The organism is Pantoea cypripedii (assembly GCF_011395035.1).
Classification (GTDB): domain Bacteria; phylum Pseudomonadota; class Gammaproteobacteria; order Enterobacterales; family Enterobacteriaceae; genus Pantoea; species Pantoea cypripedii_A.
Genome location: NZ_CP024768.1, coordinates 3749701 through 3774504 on the forward strand (window position 1 = coordinate 3749701; position 24804 = coordinate 3774504).

General features: G+C 52.5%; 20 protein-coding genes and 2 pseudogenes. 11 read left to right on the top strand and 11 right to left on the bottom strand.

The features are described 5' to 3' along the window. The first annotated feature begins 92 nt into the window (after nt 1-92). The gene (locus CUN67_RS17395; protein ID WP_208716536.1) at nt 93-698 is read left to right on the top strand and encodes a hypothetical protein; all 606 of its coding nucleotides are present in this window, start codon (nt 93-95) and stop codon (nt 696-698) included. A 357-nt stretch (nt 699-1055) separates the two neighbouring features. Here the strand turns inward: CUN67_RS17395 and CUN67_RS30690 are convergent. Then, nucleotides 1056-1292, bottom strand: a pseudogene (locus tag CUN67_RS30690) (tail fiber assembly protein); the annotation flags it as partial. Between the two features lie 194 nt (nt 1293-1486). Here CUN67_RS30690 and CUN67_RS17405 point away from each other — a divergent pair. The 6 genes and pseudogenes from CUN67_RS17405 to ddlA all read left to right on the top strand — a co-directional run bounded on the left by CUN67_RS17405 (nt 1487) and on the right by ddlA (nt 7365). Then, a pseudogene (locus CUN67_RS17405) lies at nt 1487-2470 on the top strand (phage integrase). Nucleotides 2471-2543: 73 nt separating this feature from the next. Then, entirely contained in the window at nt 2544-3158 is a 615-nt protein-coding gene (locus tag CUN67_RS17410) for a hypothetical protein (RefSeq protein ID WP_208716537.1), read from the top strand. A 673-nt stretch (nt 3159-3831) separates the two neighbouring features. Further along, nucleotides 3832-4077, top strand: a complete 246-nt coding sequence (locus tag CUN67_RS30420; RefSeq protein WP_254711364.1) for a hypothetical protein — start codon at nt 3832-3834, stop codon at nt 4075-4077. 295 nt (nt 4078-4372) lie between these two features. Continuing rightward, nucleotides 4373-4825: a lysozyme inhibitor LprI family protein gene (locus CUN67_RS17420; RefSeq protein WP_254711365.1), complete on the top strand. Its 453-nt coding sequence runs from the start codon at nt 4373-4375 to the stop codon at nt 4823-4825. A 472-nt stretch (nt 4826-5297) separates the two neighbouring features. Beyond that, the gene (locus CUN67_RS17425; protein ID WP_208716538.1) at nt 5298-5747 is read left to right on the top strand and encodes a lysozyme inhibitor LprI family protein; all 450 of its coding nucleotides are present in this window, start codon (nt 5298-5300) and stop codon (nt 5745-5747) included. Between the two features lie 523 nt (nt 5748-6270). Further along, complete coding sequence (gene ddlA / locus CUN67_RS17430) at nt 6271-7365, top strand: D-alanine--D-alanine ligase (RefSeq protein ID WP_208717251.1); 1095 nt, start codon at nt 6271-6273, stop codon at nt 7363-7365. A 3-nt stretch (nt 7366-7368) separates the two neighbouring features. Here ddlA and CUN67_RS17435 read toward each other — a convergent pair whose 3' ends face one another. The 4 genes from CUN67_RS17435 to CUN67_RS17450 all read right to left on the bottom strand — a co-directional run bounded on the left by CUN67_RS17435 (nt 7369) and on the right by CUN67_RS17450 (nt 12527). Then, nucleotides 7369-8793 (bottom strand): GGDEF domain-containing protein, encoded by a 1425-nt coding sequence (locus CUN67_RS17435; RefSeq protein WP_208716539.1) that lies wholly within the window; start codon nt 8791-8793, stop codon nt 7369-7371. Between the two features lie 261 nt (nt 8794-9054). After that, on the bottom strand, nt 9055-10503 hold the full coding sequence (locus CUN67_RS17440) for a SulP family inorganic anion transporter (protein WP_208717252.1): 1449 nt from the start codon (nt 10501-10503) through the stop codon (nt 9055-9057). Between the two features lie 2 nt (nt 10504-10505). After that, complete coding sequence (locus CUN67_RS17445; protein WP_208717253.1) at nt 10506-11147, bottom strand: carbonic anhydrase; 642 nt, start codon at nt 11145-11147, stop codon at nt 10506-10508. Between the two features lie 570 nt (nt 11148-11717). Next, entirely contained in the window at nt 11718-12527 is an 810-nt protein-coding gene (locus CUN67_RS17450) for a 5'-nucleotidase, lipoprotein e(P4) family (protein ID WP_208717254.1), read from the bottom strand. Nucleotides 12528-12636: 109 nt separating this feature from the next. On the opposite strand from CUN67_RS17450, the gene CUN67_RS17455 reads away from it, so the two are divergent. After that, a complete protein-coding gene (locus tag CUN67_RS17455; RefSeq protein WP_208716540.1) occupies nt 12637-13356 on the top strand; it encodes a polyphenol oxidase family protein in 720 nt (239 codons plus the stop codon). Here the strand turns inward: CUN67_RS17455 and idnR are convergent. The 4 genes from idnR to idnD form a co-directional block, all read right to left on the bottom strand. Further along, nucleotides 13320-14348, bottom strand: coding sequence for a DNA-binding transcriptional regulator IdnR (gene idnR / locus CUN67_RS17460; protein ID WP_208716541.1), 1029 nt, complete (start codon nt 14346-14348; stop codon nt 13320-13322). The genes CUN67_RS17455 and idnR overlap by 37 nt on opposite strands. Before the next feature lie 31 nt (nt 14349-14379). Beyond that, complete coding sequence (locus CUN67_RS17465; protein WP_208716542.1) at nt 14380-15699, bottom strand: gluconate:H+ symporter; 1320 nt, start codon at nt 15697-15699, stop codon at nt 14380-14382. Nucleotides 15700-15769: 70 nt separating this feature from the next. After that, the gene (idnO, locus tag CUN67_RS17470) at nt 15770-16534 is read right to left on the bottom strand and encodes a gluconate 5-dehydrogenase (protein WP_208716543.1); all 765 of its coding nucleotides are present in this window, start codon (nt 16532-16534) and stop codon (nt 15770-15772) included. Between the two features lie 10 nt (nt 16535-16544). Continuing rightward, nucleotides 16545-17576, bottom strand: a complete 1032-nt coding sequence (gene idnD, locus CUN67_RS17475) for an L-idonate 5-dehydrogenase (protein WP_208716544.1) — start codon at nt 17574-17576, stop codon at nt 16545-16547. Nucleotides 17577-18042: 466 nt separating this feature from the next. Here idnD and CUN67_RS17480 point away from each other — a divergent pair, with 466 nt between their 5' ends. Next, nucleotides 18043-20046, top strand: coding sequence for an NADPH-dependent 2,4-dienoyl-CoA reductase (locus CUN67_RS17480; protein ID WP_208716545.1), 2004 nt, complete (start codon nt 18043-18045; stop codon nt 20044-20046). Here CUN67_RS17480 and rlmG read toward each other — a convergent pair whose 3' ends face one another. After that, nucleotides 20047-21165: a 23S rRNA (guanine(1835)-N(2))-methyltransferase RlmG gene (gene rlmG, locus CUN67_RS17485; RefSeq protein ID WP_208716547.1), complete on the bottom strand. Its 1119-nt coding sequence runs from the start codon at nt 21163-21165 to the stop codon at nt 20047-20049. It abuts the gene before it with no gap. Nucleotides 21166-21246: 81 nt separating this feature from the next. Between rlmG and CUN67_RS17490 the strand changes: the two genes are divergently transcribed. Then, nucleotides 21247-21747: a M48 family metallopeptidase gene (locus CUN67_RS17490; RefSeq protein ID WP_208716549.1), complete on the top strand. Its 501-nt coding sequence runs from the start codon at nt 21247-21249 to the stop codon at nt 21745-21747. Here CUN67_RS17490 and CUN67_RS17495 read toward each other — a convergent pair. Next, a complete protein-coding gene (locus CUN67_RS17495; protein ID WP_208716551.1) occupies nt 21744-23432 on the bottom strand; it encodes a chloride channel protein in 1689 nt (562 codons plus the stop codon). The two genes, CUN67_RS17490 and CUN67_RS17495, sit on opposite strands and share 4 nt — an antisense overlap. 151 nt (nt 23433-23583) lie before the next feature. Here CUN67_RS17495 and CUN67_RS17500 point away from each other — a divergent pair, with 151 nt between their 5' ends. Next, nucleotides 23584-24576 carry a Gfo/Idh/MocA family protein gene (locus CUN67_RS17500; RefSeq protein ID WP_208716553.1) on the top strand — a complete coding sequence of 331 codons (993 nt, stop codon included), beginning with the start codon at nt 23584-23586 and terminating at the stop codon, nt 24574-24576. Nucleotides 24577-24804: the final 228 nt, after the last annotated feature.

Genomic DNA, 24804 nt, shown 5'->3' on the forward strand with positions numbered 1-24804 from the left:
TCAATTTTCATCGTGTAGTATTCTGCAAGCTCACCTTTGCACAATGAATGTGCATAACAATGATTGATATATTAACCAGGAAGGTAACAGGGATGGCTTACAGTAATTATTACATTATTAACTGGATGGAAGCTGACAAAGAATTAGCAATCAGACTGGAGCATGCCCTTAAAGGTGTTAAAGATGAGGTATTGGAGAAAGGTCAGCAGCTCTCAGATGCTTTTACCCGCGCAACCTGGTATACATCATGCCTGACGGAAAACTATCAGGATGTTTGCAGTAAACTTAGCAATGAGGACGTCAGGTTTGCCAAGGGGTTAGTTGAACTCGTAAAAAGAAAAGATATTATATTTTTTCTTATCAGACTATATGTGGAGACCTATTTAAAGAGCGCGTCGGAAGATAAAATAACAAATATTTCCCGTGAGCTATCAAGGATGGGTTCGCATGCTGCCAACGGTGTTTTAACGAGTCGCGCCCTCACCTTCGCAGTCGCACAAGCTATTGCTCACTCATTTTCGCTAACATCCCATTTTGCGCGCAATAAAATCAGGAGTGGTGCACAATACGCCCTCTGGGGCTTAACCGTCTATAGCTTTGCAACTGAAGCGGCAAAAAAAGCAGAAGAACTACATAAGTACCAACCTGCGTATTATTCTGCTCTCTACAGCCTTAATCTCGAAATGATGTATTTTTAGTTGAACCTGTACTGTCACGCAACAATCACTTCCGTACTTTTGGTAAATCCGATAAAGAACTGGCCGAGGGCTTATACAGGTTAATGAAATGATAAGCAGACTCTTCAAGATAATATTTAAAGATCTTACCTGGTACTTTTCCGGGGCACTCCCCGCTATTCTGGTGGTTATTTTCTCCATGATTGCAGTAACTTACTGGGAAAAGTACGCGATCAGAAGCATAGGGATTTTCATCCTCTTTATGATTGTTACGTACATCTATATTGCAGTTAAATACAAAAAATAGTGTCGTTAAAAAATTCATAAGCTGCGAGATTTTTATCTTCCGTAGCCCTTATAACATGATGATACTGGCAGTTATTCCGGTTTCTGGGGCCAGCTGATATCCGGTGCTTTGCTGGTATTAATGGCCTGCACCGCCTGGATGTATTTCATCCATTCGGTAAGGCGGCTTTTATCATCGGCGTCACAGATAATGCCCAGCATCAGCTGTGTCTGTCATGCCTGCGTGGTGGTATTGGCACTGCTGATTAGCGTGGTTTTCTGTTTCTCAGCCTCTGCAACGTCGGCCTGCTTCTGTGCATCGGCATCCGTTACCCACGTTTCACAGTCCTATTGATCAAACCCGGTTGTACGTTTTCCCGGCAGGAGAATACGTGTTGAGAATGGAAAGTCTTCATTCAAGTGCCTGGCGACTAGATCAAAATCTTGGGCAAAGTCATCACTCGGACCGAGCTTTTTTAAGGTAGGTAATGGCAGTTAGTAAATGACCATCTGACAAATGGCAGGTGCAGATTTTCCCCAACGGACGCAACGGAAAGCGCATACGCCGCCAGTTTGCGACAAAAGGCGAAGCTCTGTCATATGAGAAATACGTAAAAGAACAGGCTCAAGATAAGCCCTGGCTGGGAGAGAAGACAGATAAACGGTGAGTAATTGAGCTAGTTGAATTGCGGTTCAACACGCATGGCATTACGTTGGCGGATGGGGAGAAGCGACGAACCACAATGGCATTCGCCTGCGAGGCGATGGGAAATCCACTCGCAACCGAGTTTAACGCGAAAATTTTCGCGTCCTATCGCGAGCATCGGTTAAGCGGGAAGATCACTCGCTCCAGTCGAGTTAAGACTGTTACGCCTCGCACGGTAAATTTAGAGCTAGCGTATTTCAGGGCGATGTTTAACGAACTGCGCCGATTGGATGAATGGACCGCACCCAATCCGTTAGAGAACGTGCGCGAGTTTAAGCTCAGTGAATCCGAGATGGCGTATCTCACCATCGAGGAAATTAGAATCCTTCTCACCGAGTGTGAGAACAGTCGCTCTAAAGATCTGACGACTATTGTGAAAGTCTGCCTGGCAACTGGTGTTCGATGGGGTGAGGCCGAAGGCTTGAAGGGAAGTCAAATCCGCGCCGGTCAGATCATCTACGTGAAAACTAAAGGCAAGAAAAACCGAGCGGTACCGATAACTGAAAAATTACAGGCTGAACTGCCACAAAGCAGGAAAGCGCAGTTGCCCTTTAAACCATGCTATTCAGCTTTTAGGAAATCCATACAACGCGCAGGCATTGAGACACCGCCAGGCCAGCTAGCACATGTTTTACGGCATACCTTCGCTTCTCATTTCATGATGAACGACGGTAATATACTTGTGCTTCAGCGAATACCAGGGCACACAGATATCAAGGTAACGATGCGGTACGTACATTTTTCTCCGGATCATCTGTCAGAAGAGATTTCATTTAATCCATTGAATCAGTTTGAAATATGAAAGAAATAGAACCTTCACTGCACAAAAATTCATGATGATCATTTTAAAATAGGTATTTAGTAACGGAGGCAACATGCCGACTATCGGGGAAAGGGTTAAGTACGCAATAGATCACATGGAGCGAGGTGAGATTTATGCGGCATTAGAACACGCCTGTAATGCTCTTGATGTGACATCCCAGCGTTACTATGAGCAAAAAAACAGTAGCCGAAGACACTTCAAAAACATCATAAAAAAATATTCTTGGTTGATTGAGTTTATGGCACTTGGTGGAATAAATCTCGATGAAACCATATTCGACAACTTCCCAATCACTGATGGAGTACGTGAACCAATACTAAAACCAGATTTTTCAGACTTAATGTATCATGTTGTAAGGTGTGGTCTGGTTCATAGTGATTCATTATCAGAGGGATTTTCTTTCCACAAAGAAGGAGCTGTACTTCTTGCAGAAAAAAATATCATATTCCCTGAAAAGGTAGTTTGGGGAATACTTTCCATTTCTATATTTTGTCCAATAAACAAAGATGAAATTACCGCACCTGATTATTGGATAGGATTCTTCCAAAATAGGTTGGTCATAAACGATTTCTGGGGCAATGAGAGCATAGCACAGCACCTTGCAAACAGATATCCTCTCCCAAGAGTGACCTTGACTAATTTGTGCAACCTCAAAAACGATCAATGAGTTGAAGGGAATGGCAGCAAAGTGGCAGCAGAGCGCAACGCTATGTGCCACTTTTCATCACTATTCGGCCTAAAGAAAATATAAAAATCAGTAAGTTACTGATTTAACTCACTTCAAATTAGGACTAATAATCGCTTGGTCGCTGGTTCAAACCCAGCAGGGGCCATCAAATTTCAAGATCTAAACCCGTCATTAGAAACGCCACAGCAGATGTCTTTATCTTTTTCACAGGAAGTTTATTTTTTATCTCGTTTTCGTCTATACAATCGTGTGATAAACATGCTTTTAACAACCGCAGTTCATAATTAATTTCTTCTTTTATAATATCGTCATTGTTATAAAATAATCATCAAGCCACCTCAGGATTAGACTATATCCTTACGGGTTAAAAGTCCTATTCAAAATGGCACTTACAAATCTTGTCTGTTATTTATTTGCGCAATCCCTTTATTGCTGACATTGCTCTATCCAATCAAGCGGTTATATTTTGTAGAAAATACGAACCCGAAGAATAGGAATATTCTTTCAGCAATGTTCTAAATAATGACATATGAAGAAATAGAAAAATCAACCCAACTCAAATTCACAGATATGATTAATGAGATAGCTGTTGAATAAAGCATCACACCTGGTTAATATTCCACCACACACAAAAACATGAAAAGGAATTCATATGCGCCATAATCGTAATTATACCCCACACCTCTTGTATTTATCCTCATCTGTCGATGTATTTGGAACCAATAATCCCGACGCGGTGAAAACAATTCAACGCCTGATAGATAACGCCGGATATCATGTAGCTACTGGCCGTACTCTTCAAGTCAATCGCCGCTGCGACACCGCGACTGTAGAAGCGATACGCTGGTATCAGCTGCTGTTAAACATGTCACCAAGCGGTTTAATTCAACCTACTTAAACCTGGTTCATTAAAGCGTTAAGTGAAGCAACTTCGCCTCACTGGCGGCCTCGTAACATTTCCGGGCCGTTAAAAGTTCAAGTCAGACTTTTTGAAATTGCCTACCAGGAAAAACGTGACTATGGAAAGAGGGTATATTCACGCAACTCCAGGCACGTCAGGGCAACAATACGGCCTCTAAAATGGTTGAGATTATGGCGTCTGGAAACAATCGTCATAACATCATCAAATACATTGAAGACAACTTAATGCCATTTGACCCAAGAAGAAATCAATCCAGAATCAGGTATCTGAAATGAAAATCTTTTTAGCAACACAGATTAGCATGCTGCTTCTCTACACGGGTTATGCTCCCGCTAATCAGCAACCGATTGATATTTCTTCCAATATTGATGTCAATATTTGCATTTCAAAATTCGGCGAAAATAATGATGAGTGTTTAGATAAAATTACTAAAAAATCAGATGAAACGTTAAATCAGGCTTACGAAAAAAAACTTAAAGAGATTAAATCCCTGGACTATACCCAATGGTGGATGGGAAATAAGGAACAAAAACGTGTGATGATCACTAAATTCAAATCCAGTCAAAATATCTGGATAAATTACAGAGAGACCTTTTGCCAGTCTGCCACTACCAGCGCTCAAAGCACACATAATTTAGGAAATGCAATAACAGCCTGCACTCTCAATATGAACGCCAGGCGTATTGAAGAAATCAGCCTCATCAATCCAGATATCGCCGACTGAACTTATGGAGGGGGGTAGGTATCAGCCCTCTTCACATCACCCAATCCGCTCCTCAGCAATGCCTAAACCACCACCTGGTACTCTTGATGCATAAAACACCGATCTTTCTTAAATTTGTGATCTGCCTCACGTTCCATTAAACTATACTAAGGTACAGTTAACCCAAGTATTTCCCTGGTGTTGGCCTAATTTGGCATCCCCTCTTCCGAGGGGATTTTTTTAACGTCACACATACCTAAAAGCAGAGCCTTCAGCCATATCTGCCCCAATTCAATCACCAATTCCGGCGTAAACCAGCCACGCTTTCCGATTTAATCCGACAGCGATTACCGATATAAACCGTTCATTTTCACAACGCCAGGTCATTGTTTCAAGCTGCTATTGATGGCAGAACCGCTTTGATATCGCATATAAAAAACAGTCCGATATATATGACTTACGAGCCTCACAGAAACAGAATAAGGTATCTTCAGTGAAAAAAGCCATCATCCTTATCATCACCTTGATTGTTCCTGTAGCAGCATATGCAGAACTTTCATCAGGGCCTGAACGTGATACCTGCTTCAGGCAAAATAGTAGTATCCCGGCTGCGTATAACTGCCTATCAACCCAAAAAGATGCCAGCAGCAAAAAATTGGATGAACTTATATCCGAAACGGTCAAACGGATAAAAGCCAATAATGTTGGGCCTTTTAACGGAAAAGAAGAGAACAATGAGACTTCGGGCGAAGTATATAGCCAGCGTTTTCTGGAGGCACAACAACAATGGAAAACCTACCGGAACGAACTTTGTCTCTCGGTTGCCACAGAACTGAATGAAGACTCTTATGATTATCAATCCTACATTGACCAGTGCCAGATAAACTTGAATAAGAATCACGCGAGTGAAATCAAACAGATGGGATTACCACCCACCACCTGAAGTTGAGGTATAGGGAGTCATAGCCTGACACAGTGATGAAAAAAACACCGATCTTTCTCAAATTTATGATCTACCTCACATTCCCGCAAACTATACCAAGGTATAGTTTATTCAAGTATTTCCCTGGTGTTGGCCTAATTTGGCATCCCCTCGTCCGAGGGGATTTTTTTAACTTCAGACAACCCAAAGACTCACACCCGCAATATCTCCGTATTGTCTTAACCATCCGCTTTACTGCATCCTGGATTGGCATATCTGTGTATCAGACAGGCTGAAATGCCTGCCTGCAAACCAATCATCATTTTTATGATCCACCTCACATCTCACCAAACTATACCAAGGTACAGTTTGTTCAAGTTTTTCCCTGGTGTTGGCCTGATTTGGCATCCCCTCGTCCGAGGGGATTTTTTTGGCGTTTCAGCCACCCACCTCACTCCCTGATGACATCAATTACCCGCTATGTCCGCTCCATCCGCCCCGTGGTATCTTACCCATTCGCTTTACCGCAATCGGACAAAAAACAATGGCAAAACAGCGCGTGGGAATCATTTTTGGTGGAAAGACGGCCGAACATGAAGTGTCATTACAATCAGCAAAAAACATTCTTGAGGCTATCGATAAAAGCAAATTCGAGGTGGTATTGCTGGGTATCGATAAGCAGGGTGAATGGCATCTGAACGATGCATCCGGGTTTCTGCTTAATGCGGAAAATCCCGCATTAATAGCGCTTAATCGCTCCGGTGAGAATGTGGCACTGGTTCCTGGCCAGGCATCGCAGCAGCTGATCACCCGCCACAACGCCCATCCCCTGTCGCAGGTCGACGTCATTTTCCCGATTGTGCATGGCACGCTGGGCGAGGATGGTTCGCTACAGGGCCTGCTGCGCATGGCTAACCTGCCATTTGTCGGTTCGGGTGTGCTGGGTTCAGCCGTGAGTATGGACAAAGATTTCACCAAGCGTCTGCTGCGCGATGCCGGACTGAATGTCGCGCCGTGGGTCAGCATCACCCAGGCACAGCGCGCCCAGCTTGATGTGCAGGCGCTGGTCAATCGTTTTGGTCTGCCGCTGTTTATCAAACCAGCGAATCAGGGTTCCTCGGTAGGTGTCAGTAAAGTCAGCCATATTGAGGAGTTAGCGGCTGCACTTGACCTTGCCTTTACCTTTGACCGCAAAGTCCTGATTGAGCAAGGCATTAAAGGTCGCGAGATCGAATGTGCGGTGCTGGGTAATGACGACCCCGTCGCCAGCCCCTGTGGTGAAGTGGTGGTGCACGATGAGTTTTACTCGTATGACACCAAATACATCAGCGAGAACGGTGCGCAGGTGGTCGTGCCCGCCGCGATCAGTGCTGAAGATAGCGAAGCGATCCGTGCCGTGGCGCTGAAAGCCTTTCAGGCGCTGGAATGCAGCGGTATGGCGCGAGTGGATGTGTTCCTCACGGAAGGCGGAGAGATCATCGTTAATGAAGTCAATACGTTGCCCGGCTTCACTAACATCAGCATGTATCCGAAGTTATGGCAGGCGGCAGGTCTGGGCTACAGCGCGCTGATTACCCGTCTGATTGAGCTGGCGCTGGAACGCCATCAGCAAAGCAGCGCACTGAAAAGCAGCGTGTAAATATCAGGCGACGTCATTCACCATCGGGCGAGGCTCAACGGCTGGCGAAGTTTGATTGCGGCCGTTGCGCTTTGAAAGGTAAAGGTTCTTATCTGCCGCCGAAATCAGGCGGTTAATGACCCCCTGCCACTCACGCTCGTTCACCGCACTGCCATGCGCCAGCCCAAGGCTGCCGGTGATCGTAACGGTGTTGCCTTGCAACCAGAACTTATCTTTGACCATCGACTGGCGAATCGCTTCGGCCAGTTGATATAGCTGGGTGTAGCTGTAGTCAAACACCACCACCACAAATTCTTCGCCGCCAAAACGGCAAACCAGCCCACGATTGTTCACCACATCCTGAATACGCCGGGCAATTTCTTCCAGCACGCCATCACCGGCATCATGACCAAAGTTGTCGTTAATTGCCTTGAAGTAGTCAACATCCAGCATCACGACTCCGGCTACACGATGCAGCGAGAAAGGCTCCTGGCGCAGATTTTCATACAAGCCAGAACGTGACAACAGCTGGGTGAGGAAATCAAAATTGGCGCGCAGTGACAGCCGTTGATTCAGCTGGCGAATGGCATCCATGCTGACGGCCACCAGCAACGGGCTGATAGTGATAGTCGCGACACCCAGTCGTACCGAGGTGAGATGGCTGATCGGCAGCAAGGCATCATCGCCCTGAATATTCATCACGCCGTGAGAAACCAGGATGATCTCGGTGATCCCGGTGAGCAAAAGGACCAGGCTGGTGATCGGAATCGGCAGCACAATCGCACACCAGATCAATGCCGGAACCGGGAAAGTCAGGCTACCCGCCCCGCCAATCATCGCGCCGATGGTCAGAGACAACACCACGCCAATCAGCGGCAGCAGCTTGCTGGGATGTAATAACGAACGCCAGGCGACAGTACGCAACGGGCGCGCCAGCAGCACCGGCAGCAGCATCAGCGACGTGGAGAATTGCTCGCTGAACCAATCCCCCCAGGCGGTAACAAAACGCGCGTTAAAATCCACCTCCTGCGCCCAGGCTCCCCAGGTCGCACAGGACAGCGCGGCCAGCAGACAGGCGGGGAAAATACGCATGGCATTGATCACCCGGCTATTGGCCGATGGGGGCAGAAGATGCTTAATCAGCATGCTTACCGCCACCAGAATAAACAGGATATTGGCTACATTGAGGGTCACGGCGGGCAACGCCCAGCCAGAGAACACCGTATCGTTAAACACCATCGCTACAAAACAGACGACGTAACTTGAGATACGATGCAAAAAAGGATTGCGCACCATCAGCCCGGCAATCAGCGCGTTGACTGGCCAGAACAGCGACAGCTCCTGCGGCACACGCAAATGGCTGCCAATAAAGCAGAAAAACAGCGTGATGAGGAACAGCGAGAGAGCATTCTTTTTAAAATTATTCTCTGCAAACAGCTTAACGCGCATACGTCGAACCCTGTAACCTGGAAAGTCGCTGCCATATGCCGGGGCATCAGCAGGCATTAAACCTGAAAAAAGGACATTCTGATTCGTTAATTAAGCCCGTGTTCATCATTCAACTCTGCGCCTGAAGGCGGAGCGCGTGCTGAGAGAAGCCAGGCATTTATGGAGAAAAGCGCGACAATTATGCCCTGTAAATAAAAAAATCGGATATCCGAGATATCCGATTTTTAACTAATAACACAAATTTCAGGCGCAGGAGGATTGCTATTTTACCGCGACTGGCCACTGACTCAGGCGAATGCCGCGTTTATCCGCATTTTCGCCAAAATCCTGCAGCACCGCTTTGACATCCGGATCGAGATACTCGGCGTTATCGTGGTCCACAATCACCACGCTGTTTTCCGGAATCTCTGCCAGCAACCCCTGCAATTTGGGGTTATGCATAAAGGTCAGATTTTGCTGGAAGCGCAGCACGTAATGATCGTCATAACGGGTCAACTGCAACGCATTGCGGTGGCTCTGATACAGGCTGAAAAGTATCTGAGTGACAATGCCGATTCCAATTCCGGCCAGCATACCAAACCCGATGATACCGCCGATGGTGGCAAGGAATGGCACATATTGCTGCGCCCCCATGCGCATTTGCTCGATCAGCAGACGTGGCGTTGCCAGTTTATATCCGGTGTACAACAACACGGCCGCGAGGCTGGCGAGTGGGATGGCATTCAGCAAATCACTAAACCACAGCCCGCAAATCAGCAGCAGCACGCCATGCAGCAGAATCGACATCTTGCTTTGCGCCCCTACGCTGACGTTTACCGAACTGCGCACAATCACCGCGGTGATCGGCATCGCCCCCAGCAAACCGGCGGTGAGGTTACCCACCCCCTGGGCAAACATCTCTTTGTTTGGTGAGGGAGCCGGATGCTGTGGACGGAGTTTTTTCAGCGCCTCCTGGCTGAGTAACGTTTCCAGGCTCGCCACCAGCGCCAGCGTCAGCGCCACCACCCATACCGCAGGGTTTTGCCAGGCCAGCCAGTCCGGGGTTTCCAGTTCGGCCGCCAATGCCGCCATGCTGTCAAAGGCTGGCAGGGTGATGCGTGGCAAACCGCCCACACCCAGCACTGTCGCCAGACAACCCACCAGAACCGCGACCAGCGGGCCGGGGATCCAGCTCAGCATTTTAACTGATTTGATAAACGGCGTGGTCCAGAACCACAAAATCAGCAGCCCCGCACCCGCCACCAGCATCGCGGACGCTGAGAAAGCAAATTCACCCTTCACCAGTGACACCAGCTCCGCATCACCCGCCGCTCCCAGCGCGACGGGTATTTGCTGGATAATCAGCAAAATACCTATCGCCGCCAGCATACCCTTGATAACACTCCCCGGAACCAGGGCAATAAAACGCCCGGCGCGCAGCAAACCAAACAGGCACTGCAACAAGCCAGCGAGCATCAACGCGGTGAGAAAGGCAGAGAAGCTGCCGAGCGTCTCAATCGAAGCCACCACAATGGTGACCAGGCCCGCCGCCGGGCCGCTCACGGCAAAACGTGACGGACTGAGCGCCGTGACCAGCAATCCACCAATGACGCCGGTCAGCAGGCCGGCAAATGGCGGCAAACCGCTGGCCTGGGCAATCCCAAGACAAAGTGGCAGTGCCACCAGAAAAACCACCAGACCGGCCGGAATATCCTGGCGCAGGGTATTCAGATTCATGGTATCGATTCCTCTGCAGATTGCTGAATTAACTCTTTCAGATGGCCAGACTGCAGGTCATATACGCAGCCAAACACATCCAGTTGTTGTCCGGCCTGCCACGCCAGCCGTACCGGTTCAGTTGCCACTAACTGCGCAAACTGGGCAATCACGTTAGCTTCCACCAGACGATTAAGTTTGCTGCCCTCTGCTTCCTGCGCGCTGGCCGCACGATATTCCACCAGCCCCTGAGCTAAACCGCTGCGCAGGGCAGCAATACGCCGCGCCAGTGCCGAATCTTCCTGTGCCAGCGGGCTTTCCGGCAGCCCAAGCGCGGCCTGTACCCCGCCACAGCCGTAATGGCCGCATAACACCACGCGCTGAACGCCGAGATAGAAAATCGCGTACTGCAACACGCTCATCAGATTGTCGTCATCAGGCACCACCATATTGGCGATATTGCGATGCACAAATAACTCGCCCGGATGCGCGCCGGTTAATACCTCGGCCGGGACACGGCTATCGGAACAGCCAATCCAGAGCGAATGCGGTTTTTGCTGATGAAGATATTTTTCGAAATAGTGCGGATTACGCTGGCGGCGCTGTAATGCCCAACTGCGATTTTTCGCTAATAAGGGTTTGAGTGTCGTCACAATTATCTTCTCTTAATGTCCGGGAATACCGTATCCAGGCAAATTACGCCGTGAATAAGACAGGGCTCAGGGGAAAAAGCGGAGCTTCCTCACAAAAAATGGTTATAGACGCTTAAGAGTAGTAATGCACCCCTGTTATTTCCAGACCCTTCAACATGCAGCTAAATGTAAATTTAAATTCAACCTGTGTCAGGGGATGGTAAGGTTTTGCAAGGCGAAGGGAAAATGTTACGCAGAATGATACGTATTAATATCATATAGTTAAGTTGAAAATTAAATAATGCATAATCAATGCAATGACAAAAAAATACACACAATAAAATTATGGTTAATTTTCTTTTAACCTTGTGGGCCATTTAATACCAGGAAATTTCTTAATTATAAAATTTATGATTGGATGATTTCACTGCCCTTCTGGCAAATACGCCGAGCATTACGCTATTTGTAGCGCCCGGTTGCGGCAAGAGATCACGAAAATAATGAGATGAATAATAGTTGCGATGAAAAGTAAATATTTCCGGACCGGAAAGGAGATAAATAGCGCCCGACACAGCAGGCGCTTTTTATCCTGACGAATTATTTACCGTTCCACGCTCTCAGACGCGCTTCACGTACCTGCAACTGCTGTTCCGGCGTCAGCTTGTTGTAATTTTCCGCCATCCCACTTTCCCAGTCACCGTACAGCGGGTTGGGCAGCACGATAAACTGCGTGCCAAAGCGCTGATGATTGCTGCTGACAAACGCCTGACGCTGCTGATTGCCCTGGTGCCAGGTGGTACCACCAAAGTCATTCAGGTTGTCTCCGGCGTACAGCACCACGTTATAGCCTTCGGCTTTGATCGCATCAAAACGCGCCTGTTTGTTGGAACTGCCGGTGCTGAGTCGTACCGTTTTATCATTAACTCCGCTGAAACCCAGCTTCTTCAGGTTATCCACCGTGGCGGCGTAATCCTTTTGATCACGGTTGGAGACGTAAAACATAGTGCCGCCGTGGCTATTAACGTAGTTGGCAAATTCCACTGCACCCGGCACCGCTAAAGCCTGACGTGCCTGAGTCCAGGCTGACCAGGTTTTTCCGCTAAATGGCTGACCATTTTTTGCCTGCCACGCACTGTAGGCGCTGTTATCGATCATGGTTTCATCAAGGTCGACGATCACGGCCTTGGGTTTACCGGCCAGCGAGGGTGCCTGATCAAATGCCATACGCGCGGTGTTGAACGCCTGCCAGCTCAGGGCCTGATACTCGCCCGATTGCTGGAACCAGTTTACCGCCAGTACCGATTGCTGGCCGAGCTGCGCCTGTGCCTGCTGTTTCGAGGGCTGCGCACAGCCGGTGAGCGCCAGCGCCATCAGGCCGGAGGTGACCAGCCAGGTGGTTTTTTTCATCATTTCATCCTTAAGTGATTACGGTCAGTTTGTGTAAAGCTGTCAAAATGTAGCAGTTAACGTAAGCTGTTGGCAGCAGAAAGCGATCGACACGATAAAGGAGATACTTATGGCTCACCCCGAACATCAGGTAGCACGCTCAGCATTACTCGATGCACTGGGCTGGCTGGAGTATGCCTTTCAGCCTGCGGGCGTACCGGCCCCCAGTGACGCTGCTTATGGTCATCAGCGCCACAGCGCCAACGTGGTGATGGCGGGTGACAACCTGCCGCCAAAAAGCTGCGAATCCGATGGCGTGATTGGTGAGGGTACGCGCCCGGTTGCGATCTACACGGCCGATTGCCTGCCGGTGCTGTTCGCCGATACCCGCAAACATCAGGTTGCCGCGGTACATGCCGGGTTGAAAGGAACCTTATCCGGCGTACTGAATAGCGCCATTGACCGCCTGCTGGCGCTGGGCGCTCAGCCCGATACCCTGCATGTCGCCATCGGTCCGGCGATTGGGCCGTGCTGCTATGAACTGGGCGAGGATTTAGTGACGCAAATGCAGGCTCAGCCCAGCTTGCCCACGCTGAACTGGTCCGCCACCCAGCCGCAAAACCCGCAGGCCATCCGGCCTCAGGCACGCGCGCAGCAGCAGGGCATTTGGTTTGATTTGCCACATCTGGCACGGGGATTATTGCAGCAACGCGGCATTCCGGCCCAACAGATTGAAGTGGTGCCGGTATGTACCTATTGCATGGCCGAAGCCGGTTCCAGCTACCGCTACAACACCCATTTTGCCAGCGGTTATCAATCCCGCTTCTCATGGATTCGCTGTCGCGATTGAATGGTTTCGCCCATAAAGATCTGGTAGTTAAGATCGATGCTGTCGGCATTGAAGGCCGGATCGGCAATTTTCTTCAATAGCAGCTCCGCCGCCTGCAGGCCAATGGCGTAGCGCGGCGTGATCACACTGGCGAGGCTGGGATACATTTCCCGGCTGATATCAAGGCCGTGAAAGCCGGTAATGGCAATCTTATCCGGCACCGCAATCCCCCGTCGCTGGCACCACAGCAGCGCGCCCAGCGAAATATCGTCATTGGTACAGAAGACCGCGTCCAGCTCCGGATGCAGCCGCAGCGCCTGCTCCAGCATTGTCGCGCCGAGCCGCTGCGATGAAAGGGTACGCGGATTCATCCGCGCCGCACGTAGCCCCCGTTCCTGCATCGCTTTGCGGAATCCCTGGAAGCGAAACTCATCCCGACGATCGTCCAGCGAGCCAAGATAGACCACACAGCGCCGCCCCTGCTCCAGCAACGTGCGCGTCATATCATAACCTGCATTGAAGTTGTTAAAACCCACCTGCATATCGAGGCACGGCCCCTGGGTATCCATCACTTCGACGATGGGGATTTTTGCTGCACGCAGAGACTTTACCGTGCGCCGCGTATGCTGCTTTTCACACAGGATGATGCCATCAATATTCCACGACAGCAGATTGAGCACCTGCTCTTCTTCGCTCATCGCATCGTAGTTGTAGTGGGCAATCAGGGTCTGGTAGTGACCGGCGCGAGTGGCATGTTCGATGCCGCTCAGCAGGTCAGCAAAGATCTGGTTTTTAAACGAAGGAATCAGCACGCCCAGCGTGTTGCTTTTTGCGGGTGACGGCACCCCGGCCACAGGCTGGGGCACGTAGTTCAGCGCCTCCATCACCCGCGCAATGCGTTGACCGGTCTGGCTCGCCACCTTATCCGGCGTGCGCAGGTAGCGGCTGACGGTCATTTTGGTGACACCCGCCAGCTCGGCAATGTCCTGGAGTGAGATACGCTGCTCAGTCATGATGGCTCACCTCCCTGTGCAGCCACATCGGTTAGTGAATCAATGAATTGAGGATCAACACACCAGCCAGACCCAGCACCGAGATCAGCGTTTCCATTACCGTCCAGGTTTTCAGCGTCTCAACCACGCTGAGGTTGAAATAACCTTTGAACAGCCAGAACCCCGGATCGTTAACGTGTGAGGCGATCACACTGCCCGATCCCACGGCCAGCACCATCAGGGCCGGATCGGCGTGGGTCGCCGCGATAATCGGCGTCACAATCCCGGCGGTGGTGATGGCCGCCACCGTCGCCGAACCCAGCGCAACACGCAGCATCGCGGCCACGGTCCAGCACATCAGCAGCGGAGACAACGAGGAACCTTTCATCATATCGGCGATATAGTTGCCGACGCCGCTGTCCACCAGCACCTGTTTGAAGGCTCCGCCACCGGCGATGATAAAGACGATCATGGCGATGGCGGCGATAGACTCTCCGCACATGTCCATCACCTCACCCATCTTACGACCGTTGCGCAGACCCAGCGTCAACACCGCAATCACCACGGCGATAAACAACGCCACTGCCGGGTTACCGATAAATTCAAAGAACTGGCGCAGCGGGTTCTCTTTCGGCGTGGTCAGCTCAAACACCGCAGCAATCGCCATCAACACCACCGGGATGACGGCGGCGAAGATGCTGATACCAAAGCCGGGCATCTCTTCTTCAGTGAAGATCTTCGGGTTATACAGCCCTTCCGGCGGTGATTTTTCAAAGCTTTTGAGGAATTTTGAGAAGATTGGGCCTGCGACAATGACGGTTGGAATGGTGATGATCATGCCATACAGCAGCGTGGTGCCGAGGTTCGCACCGAAAATGGTGGCGATCGCCGTTGGCCCCGGATGCGGCGGCAGGAAGCAGTGGGTAACCGACAGCGCAGCCACCATCGGCACACCGACATACAACAACGGTAAACCGGCCGCCGCCACGATGGTGAACACCAGCGGCAGCAGCAGCACAAACCCCACTTCATAGAACATCGCCAGGCCCACAATCAGGCCAGTGACCACCAGCGCCCATTGCAGCCGTTCCTTACCGAAGGCGGCAATCAGCGTCGTGGCGACACGTTGCGCGGCCCCGGTGTCAGACACCAGCCGCCCGAGCATGGCACCAAAGCCCAGAATCATCGCCAGCCCGCCCAGCGTCGAACCGATCCCTTTCTGGATCGACGCCATGACATTCAGCGGCGTCATCCCTTCGGCGATTCCCACCACCGCAGAGACAAACACCAACGCGATAAAGCCGTTGATCTTAAATACAATCATCAACACCAGCAGGAGAACCACGCCCAAAACAATTATGGTTATTGGCATTTTTTATTATCCATAGAGAGACAAGAGGTGATTAAGGTTTAGGCGCACCCTGGTGAATGCGCCAATTGAATCACACCGCCACGCGCATACCACCATCGACAAACAACAGGTGACCATTAATAAAATCAGAGGCTTTGGAGGACAGGAACACGGCAGCACCGATCAGTTCCTCGGGTTTGCCCCAGCGCGCTGCCGGAGTACGTTTGGTGAGCCAGCCGGTAAAGGCGGGATCGTCCGCCAGTGCCTGAGTCATTTCAGTCACGAAATAACCGGGAGCAATGGCGTTGACCTGGATATTGTGGCGCGCCAGTTCCACGCACATGCCACGTGTCAGCATGGTCACCGCCCCTTTGGATGCGGCGTAAGGCGTGATGGTGTCGCGCCCCAGTTCGCTCTGCATCGAACCGATGTTGATGATTTTGCCCTGCTGACGATCCACCATTTTCTTCGCCACGGTTTGTGAGACGAGGAACACGGCCGTCTGGTTAACCGCAATGACGTCATTCCAGTCCTGTTCCGGGAATTCGAGGAACGGCCGACGGCGCTGAATCCCGGCGTTGTTCACCAGCACATCAATGGCACCCCACTCGGCTTCAATCTCGTCCACGGCCTGCTGAACCTGGGCTGACTGCGTCACATCAAATGCCTTCGCCTGGGCGCGCAGCCCCAGATCGCGCAGTTTGGCGGCGGCCTGTTCCGCACCGCCCAGGGTGGTGGCATTAACGATCACTTCCGCACCCGCCTCGGCCAGGCCACGCGCCAGCAGGAAACCAATGCCGCGCGCCGAACCGGTGATCAGGACGCGTTTACCTTCGAGGGAAAAAAGCTGACTCATAACCATCTCCTTAAAATGTTAACTGGACTTTTGCGGCACGGGTTTTGTCACCCGCAAACTGCAGCGCAGCATCAATGTCCTGCCAGCCATACTCGCCGCTGAACAACGGCAGTGGGTTGACAATGCCCTGAGCCAGCCACTCGACGGCGGTGTTGAATTCGTGGGTAAAACGGAAGGAACCGACCAGGTTAATCTCTTTGGCAATCAGCTGCATAATCGGGAACGCGGGGATGGCACCGCCCATACCCACCTGCACCAGCGTGCCTTTGGCGCACACCACATCAAGGCAACGTTGCAGCGATGACGGATGCCCGGAGGCTTCGAACGCCACATCAAAATAGCCTTTATCGGCCAGATACGGTGTGAAGTCGCCGCTGGCAGCATGAATCACGTCAGTGGCCCCCATCTGCTGCGCCATGGCCAGCGAACGCTCGCTGATATCGCTGCACACCACCGACGCCGCACCGCGTGCTTTAGCCGCGGCGGCAATCAGGCAACCGATCGGGCCAACCCCGGAGATAAATACATGCTTGCCACTGAGATCGCCTGCCTGATGGGTGGCGTGAATGCACACCGCCAGCGGCTCGGCAAATACCATCACACTTTCATCCGCATCCTGGGGAAAGGGTATGCACTGCGCGCTATCCACCACTTTGTACTGGGTGAAACCGCCGTCAACGTGTGGCACATACATGGCGCTGCCAAAGAAACGCATGGAGACGCACTGGTTCTCCTGCTCACGCTGGCAATATTTGCAGGTGCCGCAGGGCTTAGAAGGGTTTACTGCCACTTTCTGATCGGGCTTCAGTCGCGGATCGTCGCTTTCGACCACGAAACCTATCACCTCATGGCCAAGAATCATCGGCATTTTGACTTCAAAGCTGCCAACTTTTCCTTCCTGATAATAATGCAGATCCGAGCCGCAAATGCCGCCGCGCGTAATGCGCACCAGCGTGCCTTTGCCGTTCCACTCCACCTGCTGCTGTGCCACGCTGACTTGTTGTTTTCCGGTGATCACGCAGGATTGCGTTTCGATATTCATAACTTCCCCATTCAATGGTGTTGCAATGGGGGCCATAAAACCGGGTTACCGGGGTTAAAACTGTGACGAAGATCACTCAAAAACATGTTACGAAAAAGCTGTTACGCATAACGTGATACCGGATCGCCGCACCCGCAACTTACGAGAGAAATATCCAGGTTATCGCCAGACCGGTCCTGGTTACCCGCAGCCATCGACATGAGAGGATACGCCCATCCTCTATGGGGATAGCTGGATTGAGTCTCAGTAATTAATAACTACAGAGCTAAGCAATTAGCCATGACCTTAATGCCATTTCAGGGTGAGTAAGTCTTTCCCGTGCCTGGGTAAAGGATGTCCGATTCTTGCGCCCGTACTTACCACCCTGCTTTTTTTGATGTGACTCACAGGCTGAATACGTCCCACTTCCTTCCTGATAAATACCCATTAAAGTTAACTCATCCGACCACTTCGTTAGTGAGTGATTATGACTGAGTACCCTGCGCTGTTCACCCCGCTGGATTTAGGTTTTACCCAACTTAAAAATCGCTTTCTGATGGGCTCCATGCACACCGGTCTGGAAGAACATACCGACGGGGCTGAACGGCTGGCCGCCTTTTATGCCGAACGGGCGCGTGAAGGCGTGGCGCTGATTGTCACCGGCGGGATAGCCCCCAATCCACAAGGTGTGGTGGCACAGGGCGGCGCGATTCTTCATCAGGAGAGCCAGTGCGGCTGGCATCGTACCCTTACCGATGCGGTGCATGCTGCGGGGGGCAAAATTGCCCTGCAAATTCTGCACGCGGGACGCTACAGCTATCAACGCAATCTGGTGGCCCCTTCGCCGTTACAGGCACCGATCAATCCCTTTATGCCGCAAGCGCTGAGCGAAGCCGACATTCTACAAACCATCGCCGATTTCGCCCATTGCGCCCGGCTGGCGCAGCAGGCGGGTTATGATGGCGTGGAGATCATGGGGTCGGAAGGCTATCTGATTAACCAGTTTCTGGTGGCGCACACTAACCAGCGCGAGGATGACTGGGGCGGCGATATCGCGCGACGTCAGCGTTTTGCGCTGGCGGTCACCCGTGCGGTGCGCGCTGCGGTGGGCAACGACTTCATTATTATCTTTCGTATTTCCATGCTTGATTTGGTGCACAACGGCAGCACGCTGGCCGAAACGCTACAGCTGGCGTCAGGGCTGGAGCAGTGCGGCGTCACGTTGTTTAACAGCGGTATCGGCTGGCATGAAGCGCGGATTCCCACCATCGCCACCTGCGTACCACGCGCCGGATTTGCCTGGGTCACGAAGCACCTGCGTGACCATGTTTCCGTACCGGTGATTGCCACCAACCGCATCAACCACCCGGCGGTGGCCGACGAGATCGTGCGTGACGGCATCGCCGACATGGTGTCGATGGCGCGCCCTTTCCTTGCCGATGCGGCATTTGTCAGTAAAGCTCAGGCCGGCAATGCCGAGGCCATTAACACCTGCATCGCCTGTAATCAGGCCTGTCTCGATCAGATTTTTGTCGGCAAGGTGACGTCCTGCCTGGTGAATCCACGCGCCTGCCATGAAACGCTGATGCCGGTGACTGCCGCTGCATCGCCAAAACGGCTGGCCGTGGTCGGCGCGGGTCCGGCGGGGATGGCATTTGCGTTGCAGGCAGCGCAGCGCGGTCACCAGGTCACGCTGTATGAAGCCGGGGAGCAGATCGGCGGGCAATTTAATATTGCCCGGCAAATCCCCGGCAAAGAGGAATTCGGCGAAACGCTGCGTTACTTCCGCCATCAGCTACAGGCCGCTGGCGTGACCATCCATACCCACTGCCGCGTCACGGCTGAGCAACTGGATGACGCCGATGAAGTGATCGTTGCCACCGGCATTGCCCCACGCCAGCTGACGTTACCCGGCATCGATCACCCCAGCGTTTTAAGCTATCTCGACGTGCTGCGCGATAAACAGCCGGTGGGTCAACGTGTGGCGATTATTGGCGCGGGCGGCATTGGTTTCGATACCGCAGAATTTCTGTTGCATCAGGCCACCCATCAGGAAGATTTCTATCAAAGCTGGGGCATTGATCCTTCGTTGCAGGCGCGGGGAGGATTACTGCCGCCTGCGCCACTGCCTGCCGATCGTCAGATCTGGCTGCTGCAACGTAAATCCGGCAAACCCGGTGCCGGGTTGGCTAAAACCACTGGCTGGATCCACCGCGCCAGCTTGCAGGCACACGGCGTGAAAATGTGGGGCGATGTGGAGTATCTGAAGATTGATGATGAGGGGCTGCACCTGCGCCATCTGGGTGAGGACATCACCCTGGCGGTGGATAATGTGGTGATTTGTGCCGGTCAGGAACCCCTGCGCGAGCTGGCCGATCAGCTCAGGGCGCGCGGTAAACCGGTCCGGCTGATTGGCGGTGCGGACGTGGCGCAGGAGCTGGATGCCCGCCGCGCCATTGCACAAGCGACTGAACTGGCGCTCAGCCTGTAATCAACGCAGTTTAACGGAACGCAGCACCACAAACTTGGCCGTTGACGCCACCAGCGTGCAGTTGCCGAACAGCTTTTTCATCTTGTGGTGATAATCGAGGTGACGGTTGCCAACGATGCGCAACTCGCCGCCATATTGCAGACAACGTTTGGCATCACGCAGCATTTGCCAGGCCAGATGATCGGTAACGGCATGCTGCTGATGGAACGGTGGATTACACAGCACCGCGTGCAGACGATCGGAGGGAAATCCGTTCAGCGAGTTGTTCACGCGGAACTGGCAGCGCGCTAAATCCTGCGGGCGGTTCACTTCGACGTTAAGACGGCTCGACGCCACCGCCATATAGGATTCATCAAAGAACAGCACCTCCGCCTGTGGGTTTTGCTCCAGCGCCATCAGGCCAATCACCCCATTGCCACAGCCGAGGTCGAGAATCTCCCCCTCCACATCATGTGGCAGATGCTGCATAAAAAAGCGTGCACCAATATCCAGCGAGCTACGGGAAAACACGTTAGCGTGGTTGTGGATCTGATAGTTGGTGTCATCCAGTGGCCAGACGGTGGTCGGTGCCTGCGCAGCCAGCTTTGGTGCCGTGTAACGGCTATAGACCAGGCGCGCCTTTTTCCATGCCAGCGATGTTTTGCTTTCGCCAAGGATGCGTTCAAACAGTTGCAGGGTGGAACTATGGATGTCTTTGGCTTTCGCCCCGGCCAGAATCAGCGTCTCAGGCGTCACTACGTCACGCAGGGCGCGCAGCTGATGCTCCAGCAGTGCCAGGGTTTTGGGGATTTTGATCATCACCACCGCCGGAGCCGCGGGCAGCGCCTCCAAGCTATCGAGAAACTGCACCTGATCTTCGTCCAGCTCATTGAGGTGCAGGTTTTGCCGTGCCGCCTGCTGGCTGAGCCATGAATCGCTGACATGCCAGACCTGGCGATGACTCAACCCGCAGGTCAGCGCACCAAAGCTGTCATTAAATAACAGCACCGGACCGTCCGGCAGCGTCTGCTGCAACAGATATTCATCTGCCGCATCCCACGCCTGCAAAGGGCTTTCTTCACGCATCGGTGGAAAGCGGTGCAGCGTCAGGGTGCGATCGGTCAGTTCAAGTTGGCTCATGGAATCTCCGGCGTGGTACACTTTGCGCGATTTTCGCCCTAAAAAGGGGGCGCAGTATACTGTCTTTCGCCGGGAATCCCAATGTCATTAATCTATCTGCAGGGTTACCCTGAACATATCCTCAGCCAGGTACAGAAACTGATTGAGCAGCAACGTCTGGGCGCTTTTTTACAGCAGCGCTATCCGGACATGCATGATCTGGTGAGCGACAAAGCGCTGTACGATTACACCCAGGGCCTGAAAAACCGCTACATGCGCAGCGCGCCGCCTGTGAGCAAAGTGATTTGGGATAATAAAATCAAGGTGATGAAACACGCCCTTGGCCTGCACACCGCCATCTCCCGCGTGCAGGGTGGCAACCTGAAGTCCAAAGCAGAAATCCGTATCTCCACCTTTTTCCGTCTCGCGCCGGAAGCCTTTCTGCGCATGATCGTGGTGCACGAACTGGCGCATCTGAAAGAGAAAGATCACAGCAAAGCCTTCTATCAACTCTGCTGCCATATGGAGCCGGATTACCATCAGCTGGAATTCGACGCCCGGCTGTGGATGACCGAGCAGGCGCTGCGCGGTAACGCGGCTTAAAGAAACTCCTGCGCCTTCTGGATCAAACTGGTTTTCGTCAGCGCGCCAAGGAAATGGCGCTCCTGCGGATTATTCAGCACCGGCAGGCGCTCCAGCGTCACCCGGGCAAATGCCTCCCAGCCCTCACGCATGCTTTGGTTCTGATAAATACACGGGAAATTGCTATCCATCACCGTACTCACCGGTGACTGTAAGGTGATCTCCTCGGCCAGCACCTTGCGCGCAATATCGTGAATCGATACCACCCCGAGAAACTGGCCGCTGGCATTGATGACATAGACATAACGCTCGCGCTTGAGCGAACTCACCGCCAGCGCCTGCCCGACCGATTCATCCGGTTGCAGGGCCGCGCCGGGGATGATCAGCTGGTCAACGCGCATGTTATCGAAATCATATTTGGCTTCAGAACGGCTGAGATGCCCACTCACCACCGGATAAGTACTGGCGGATTGCAGGCGATAAACCAGCATTGACGCCAGCACTGAGGCAATCATCAGCGGGAACAACAGGCTGCTGTTGAGCGTCATCTCCAGCACCATCAACATCGCCATCAGCGGAGCCTGGCTGACCGCCGCCAGCACTGCCGCCATGCCGATAGCGGCATACAGCAGCGTATCGCCCACCGGCAAATGCAGCACGGCCCCCAGGCTGGCAAGCAACGCTCCCAGCAATGCACCAATTAATAAGGAAGGGGTGAACAATCCGCCTACCGCATTCGAGCCGACCGAAAGCGTGGTCGCCAGGGTTTTCAGGATCAACAATCCCAGCAGGCCCCCCAGCAAATAATGACCATCGATGATTTTAATGATCACTTCGTAACCGTTACCCAGAATATCGGTGGAGATCAGCGCCAGAAACCCCACAGCCAGACCACCGGCACCGAGACGCAACGGCAGCGAGCGCACGCGCCCAAACATCGCTTTGCTGCGCGCAATCAGTTTGATCAGCAACCATCCTGCCAGCCCGGACGCCAGCCCAATCACCACCGTCATCAGCAGGCTGGAGACATCCAGCTGGAAGCTGACGTCAGACAATGGGTACAGCGCATTGCGGAAACCCAGCGACCACATGGTCATCACCGCCACCGCAGAGGCGATAACCAGCGGGATCAGACGCTGCAAGGCAGAAATACCAAAGGCAATTTCAGCGACAAAGATCGCTGACGCCAGCGGCGCGTGATACACCGACGACAACCCGGCAGCAGCGGCCATCGCCACAATATCGCTATTACGCAGACCGAGTGATTTCGGCAACCAGCGGCCGATTAAACTGCCGCACAGTGCCGACAGCTGCACCATCGGCCCTTCTTTACCTATCGATGCGCCGCTGCCGATACTGGCAATTGACGACAGCGCGCGAAACAGCGAGGTTTTGGTCGGCACCGCATCCAGCCGGGCGTTGATCACTTCGAGGTAATCCGTTTTCACCGTTTCCTGCTGCTCAATGCTCACGGCATAACGCAAAAACCACCCCGCCAGCACGCCACCCGCGCCCACCAGCAGCGGCCAGAAAATCCACGGCCAGACATGCATCGCCACGGTGATTTCACTATCGCTATGAAACAACAGACGGTTAATCAGTTCGATAACCCCGCGAAAAGCGAGTGTTACCAGTGAGGCCGCGCAACCGACCGGGATGGCAATCAGCAATGTGGTCCAGTTCAGTGCATGTTTACTTCCACTCACCCGCGCGTCCTCTTCTGTCCGGGATAAAAATCATAGCAGCATCATCATATTGGAATGCGGATCTCAGGATCAAATTTCGCCGGTGTTTGCTAATTACGTCGCCGTGCCAGCGTGCTACTCTGCCGTTTTATCCTTGCCGGAGAAACCGCACGTGATTCGCTTCGCTATTGTGGGAACCAACTGGATCACCCGCCAGTTTATCGACGCCGCACATGAAAGTGGCAAAATGAAACTGAGCGCCGTTTATTCACGCCAGCAGCAGCAGGCTGAAGCCTTCGCCAACGATTATCCCTGCAAGCACCTCTTCACCTCACTTGAGGCGCTGGCCGCCAGCGATGCCATTGACGCGGTCTATATCGCCAGCCCGAACGCGCTGCACTGCGAGCAGGCGCTGCTGTTTATGTCACACGGCAAGCATGTCATTTGCGAGAAACCGCTGGCCTCTAACCTGCGTGAGGCCGAAGCCATGATCGCCTGCGCACGTGAAAACCAGGTGGTGCTGTTCGAAGCCTTTAAAACCGCCAGCCTGCCAACCTTTTTGCAGCTGCAAAAATCCCTGCCGCAGGTAGGAAAACTGCGCAAAGCGCTGCTGAATTACTGCCAGTACTCCTCCCGCTATCAACGTTATCTGGCAGGGGGGAACCCCAACACCTTTAATCCGCAATGGTCCAACGGTTCCATTATGGATATCGGATATTACTGCCTCGCGGCAGCTGTCACCCTATGGGGCGAACCCCGGCAGGTGACCGCCCAGGCCTCACTGCTGGAAAGCGGCGTGGATGCACATGGCGTGGTGGTGCTGGGCTATGGCGATTTCGATGTAACGATTTTGCATTCCAAGGTGAGTGATTCGCTGATACCGAGCGAAATTCAGGGCGAGGCAGGCTCGCTGGTGATTGAGAAAATATCTGAGTGCCAGCAGCTGCGCTTTATCCCGCGCGGCGGTGAAAGCCAGAATCTGACGCAGACCCAGCACATCAACACTATGCTGTATGAAGCCGAAACCTTTTCCCGGTTAGTGAATGCGGGTCAGGTGGAGCATCCCGGCCTGCAAACATCGCGTATTACCGCCGCGTTACTGACAGAAATTCGTCGCCAGACGGGTGTCGTTTTCCCGGCTGATAATCCATCGCCGGGTACGTAAATATTGCAAAATATTTCCGCCATCCCATTGCTTCCTGGCGTTGTGGCAAGTATGTTAGCCAACGCAAAGGGGAGTAACTTATAAGCTGATTGATCGTCATTACGATGCATTAAGCATCCGGTCATCAGGCAACCCGGAATCCATTCTGAGTTGTAAGTGAGACCTTGCCGGAAGGCGAGGTTTGCTTATAACAAAAAAGCGGCTGATGTCTTCTGACTTCGGCCTTTT

Bases quoted from the DNA above. Each gene is read 5' to 3' on its own strand.
- CUN67_RS17395 (WP_208716536.1), top strand. From the start codon at position 93: ATGGCTTACAGTAATTATTACATTATTAACTGGATGGAAGCTGACAAA.
- CUN67_RS17410 (WP_208716537.1), top strand. From the start codon at position 2,544: ATGCCGACTATCGGGGAAAGGGTTAAGTACGCAATAGATCACATGGAG.
- CUN67_RS30420 (WP_254711364.1), top strand. From the start codon at position 3,832: ATGCGCCATAATCGTAATTATACCCCACACCTCTTGTATTTATCCTCA.
- CUN67_RS17420 (WP_254711365.1), top strand. From the start codon at position 4,373: ATGAAAATCTTTTTAGCAACACAGATTAGCATGCTGCTTCTCTACACG.
- ddlA (WP_208717251.1), top strand. From the start codon at position 6,271: ATGGCAAAACAGCGCGTGGGAATCATTTTTGGTGGAAAGACGGCCGAA.
- CUN67_RS17435 (WP_208716539.1), bottom strand. From the start codon at position 8,793: ATGCGCGTTAAGCTGTTTGCAGAGAATAATTTTAAAAAGAATGCTCTC.
- CUN67_RS17450 (WP_208717254.1), bottom strand. From the start codon at position 12,527: ATGAAAAAAACCACCTGGCTGGTCACCTCCGGCCTGATGGCGCTGGCG.
- CUN67_RS17455 (WP_208716540.1), top strand. From the start codon at position 12,637: ATGGCTCACCCCGAACATCAGGTAGCACGCTCAGCATTACTCGATGCA.
- idnR (WP_208716541.1), bottom strand. From the start codon at position 14,348: ATGACTGAGCAGCGTATCTCACTCCAGGACATTGCCGAGCTGGCGGGT.
- CUN67_RS17465 (WP_208716542.1), bottom strand. From the start codon at position 15,699: ATGCCAATAACCATAATTGTTTTGGGCGTGGTTCTCCTGCTGGTGTTG.
- idnO (WP_208716543.1), bottom strand. From the start codon at position 16,534: ATGAGTCAGCTTTTTTCCCTCGAAGGTAAACGCGTCCTGATCACCGGT.
- idnD (WP_208716544.1), bottom strand. From the start codon at position 17,576: ATGAATATCGAAACGCAATCCTGCGTGATCACCGGAAAACAACAAGTC.
- CUN67_RS17480 (WP_208716545.1), top strand. From the start codon at position 18,043: ATGACTGAGTACCCTGCGCTGTTCACCCCGCTGGATTTAGGTTTTACC.
- rlmG (WP_208716547.1), bottom strand. From the start codon at position 21,165: ATGAGCCAACTTGAACTGACCGATCGCACCCTGACGCTGCACCGCTTT.
- CUN67_RS17490 (WP_208716549.1), top strand. From the start codon at position 21,247: ATGTCATTAATCTATCTGCAGGGTTACCCTGAACATATCCTCAGCCAG.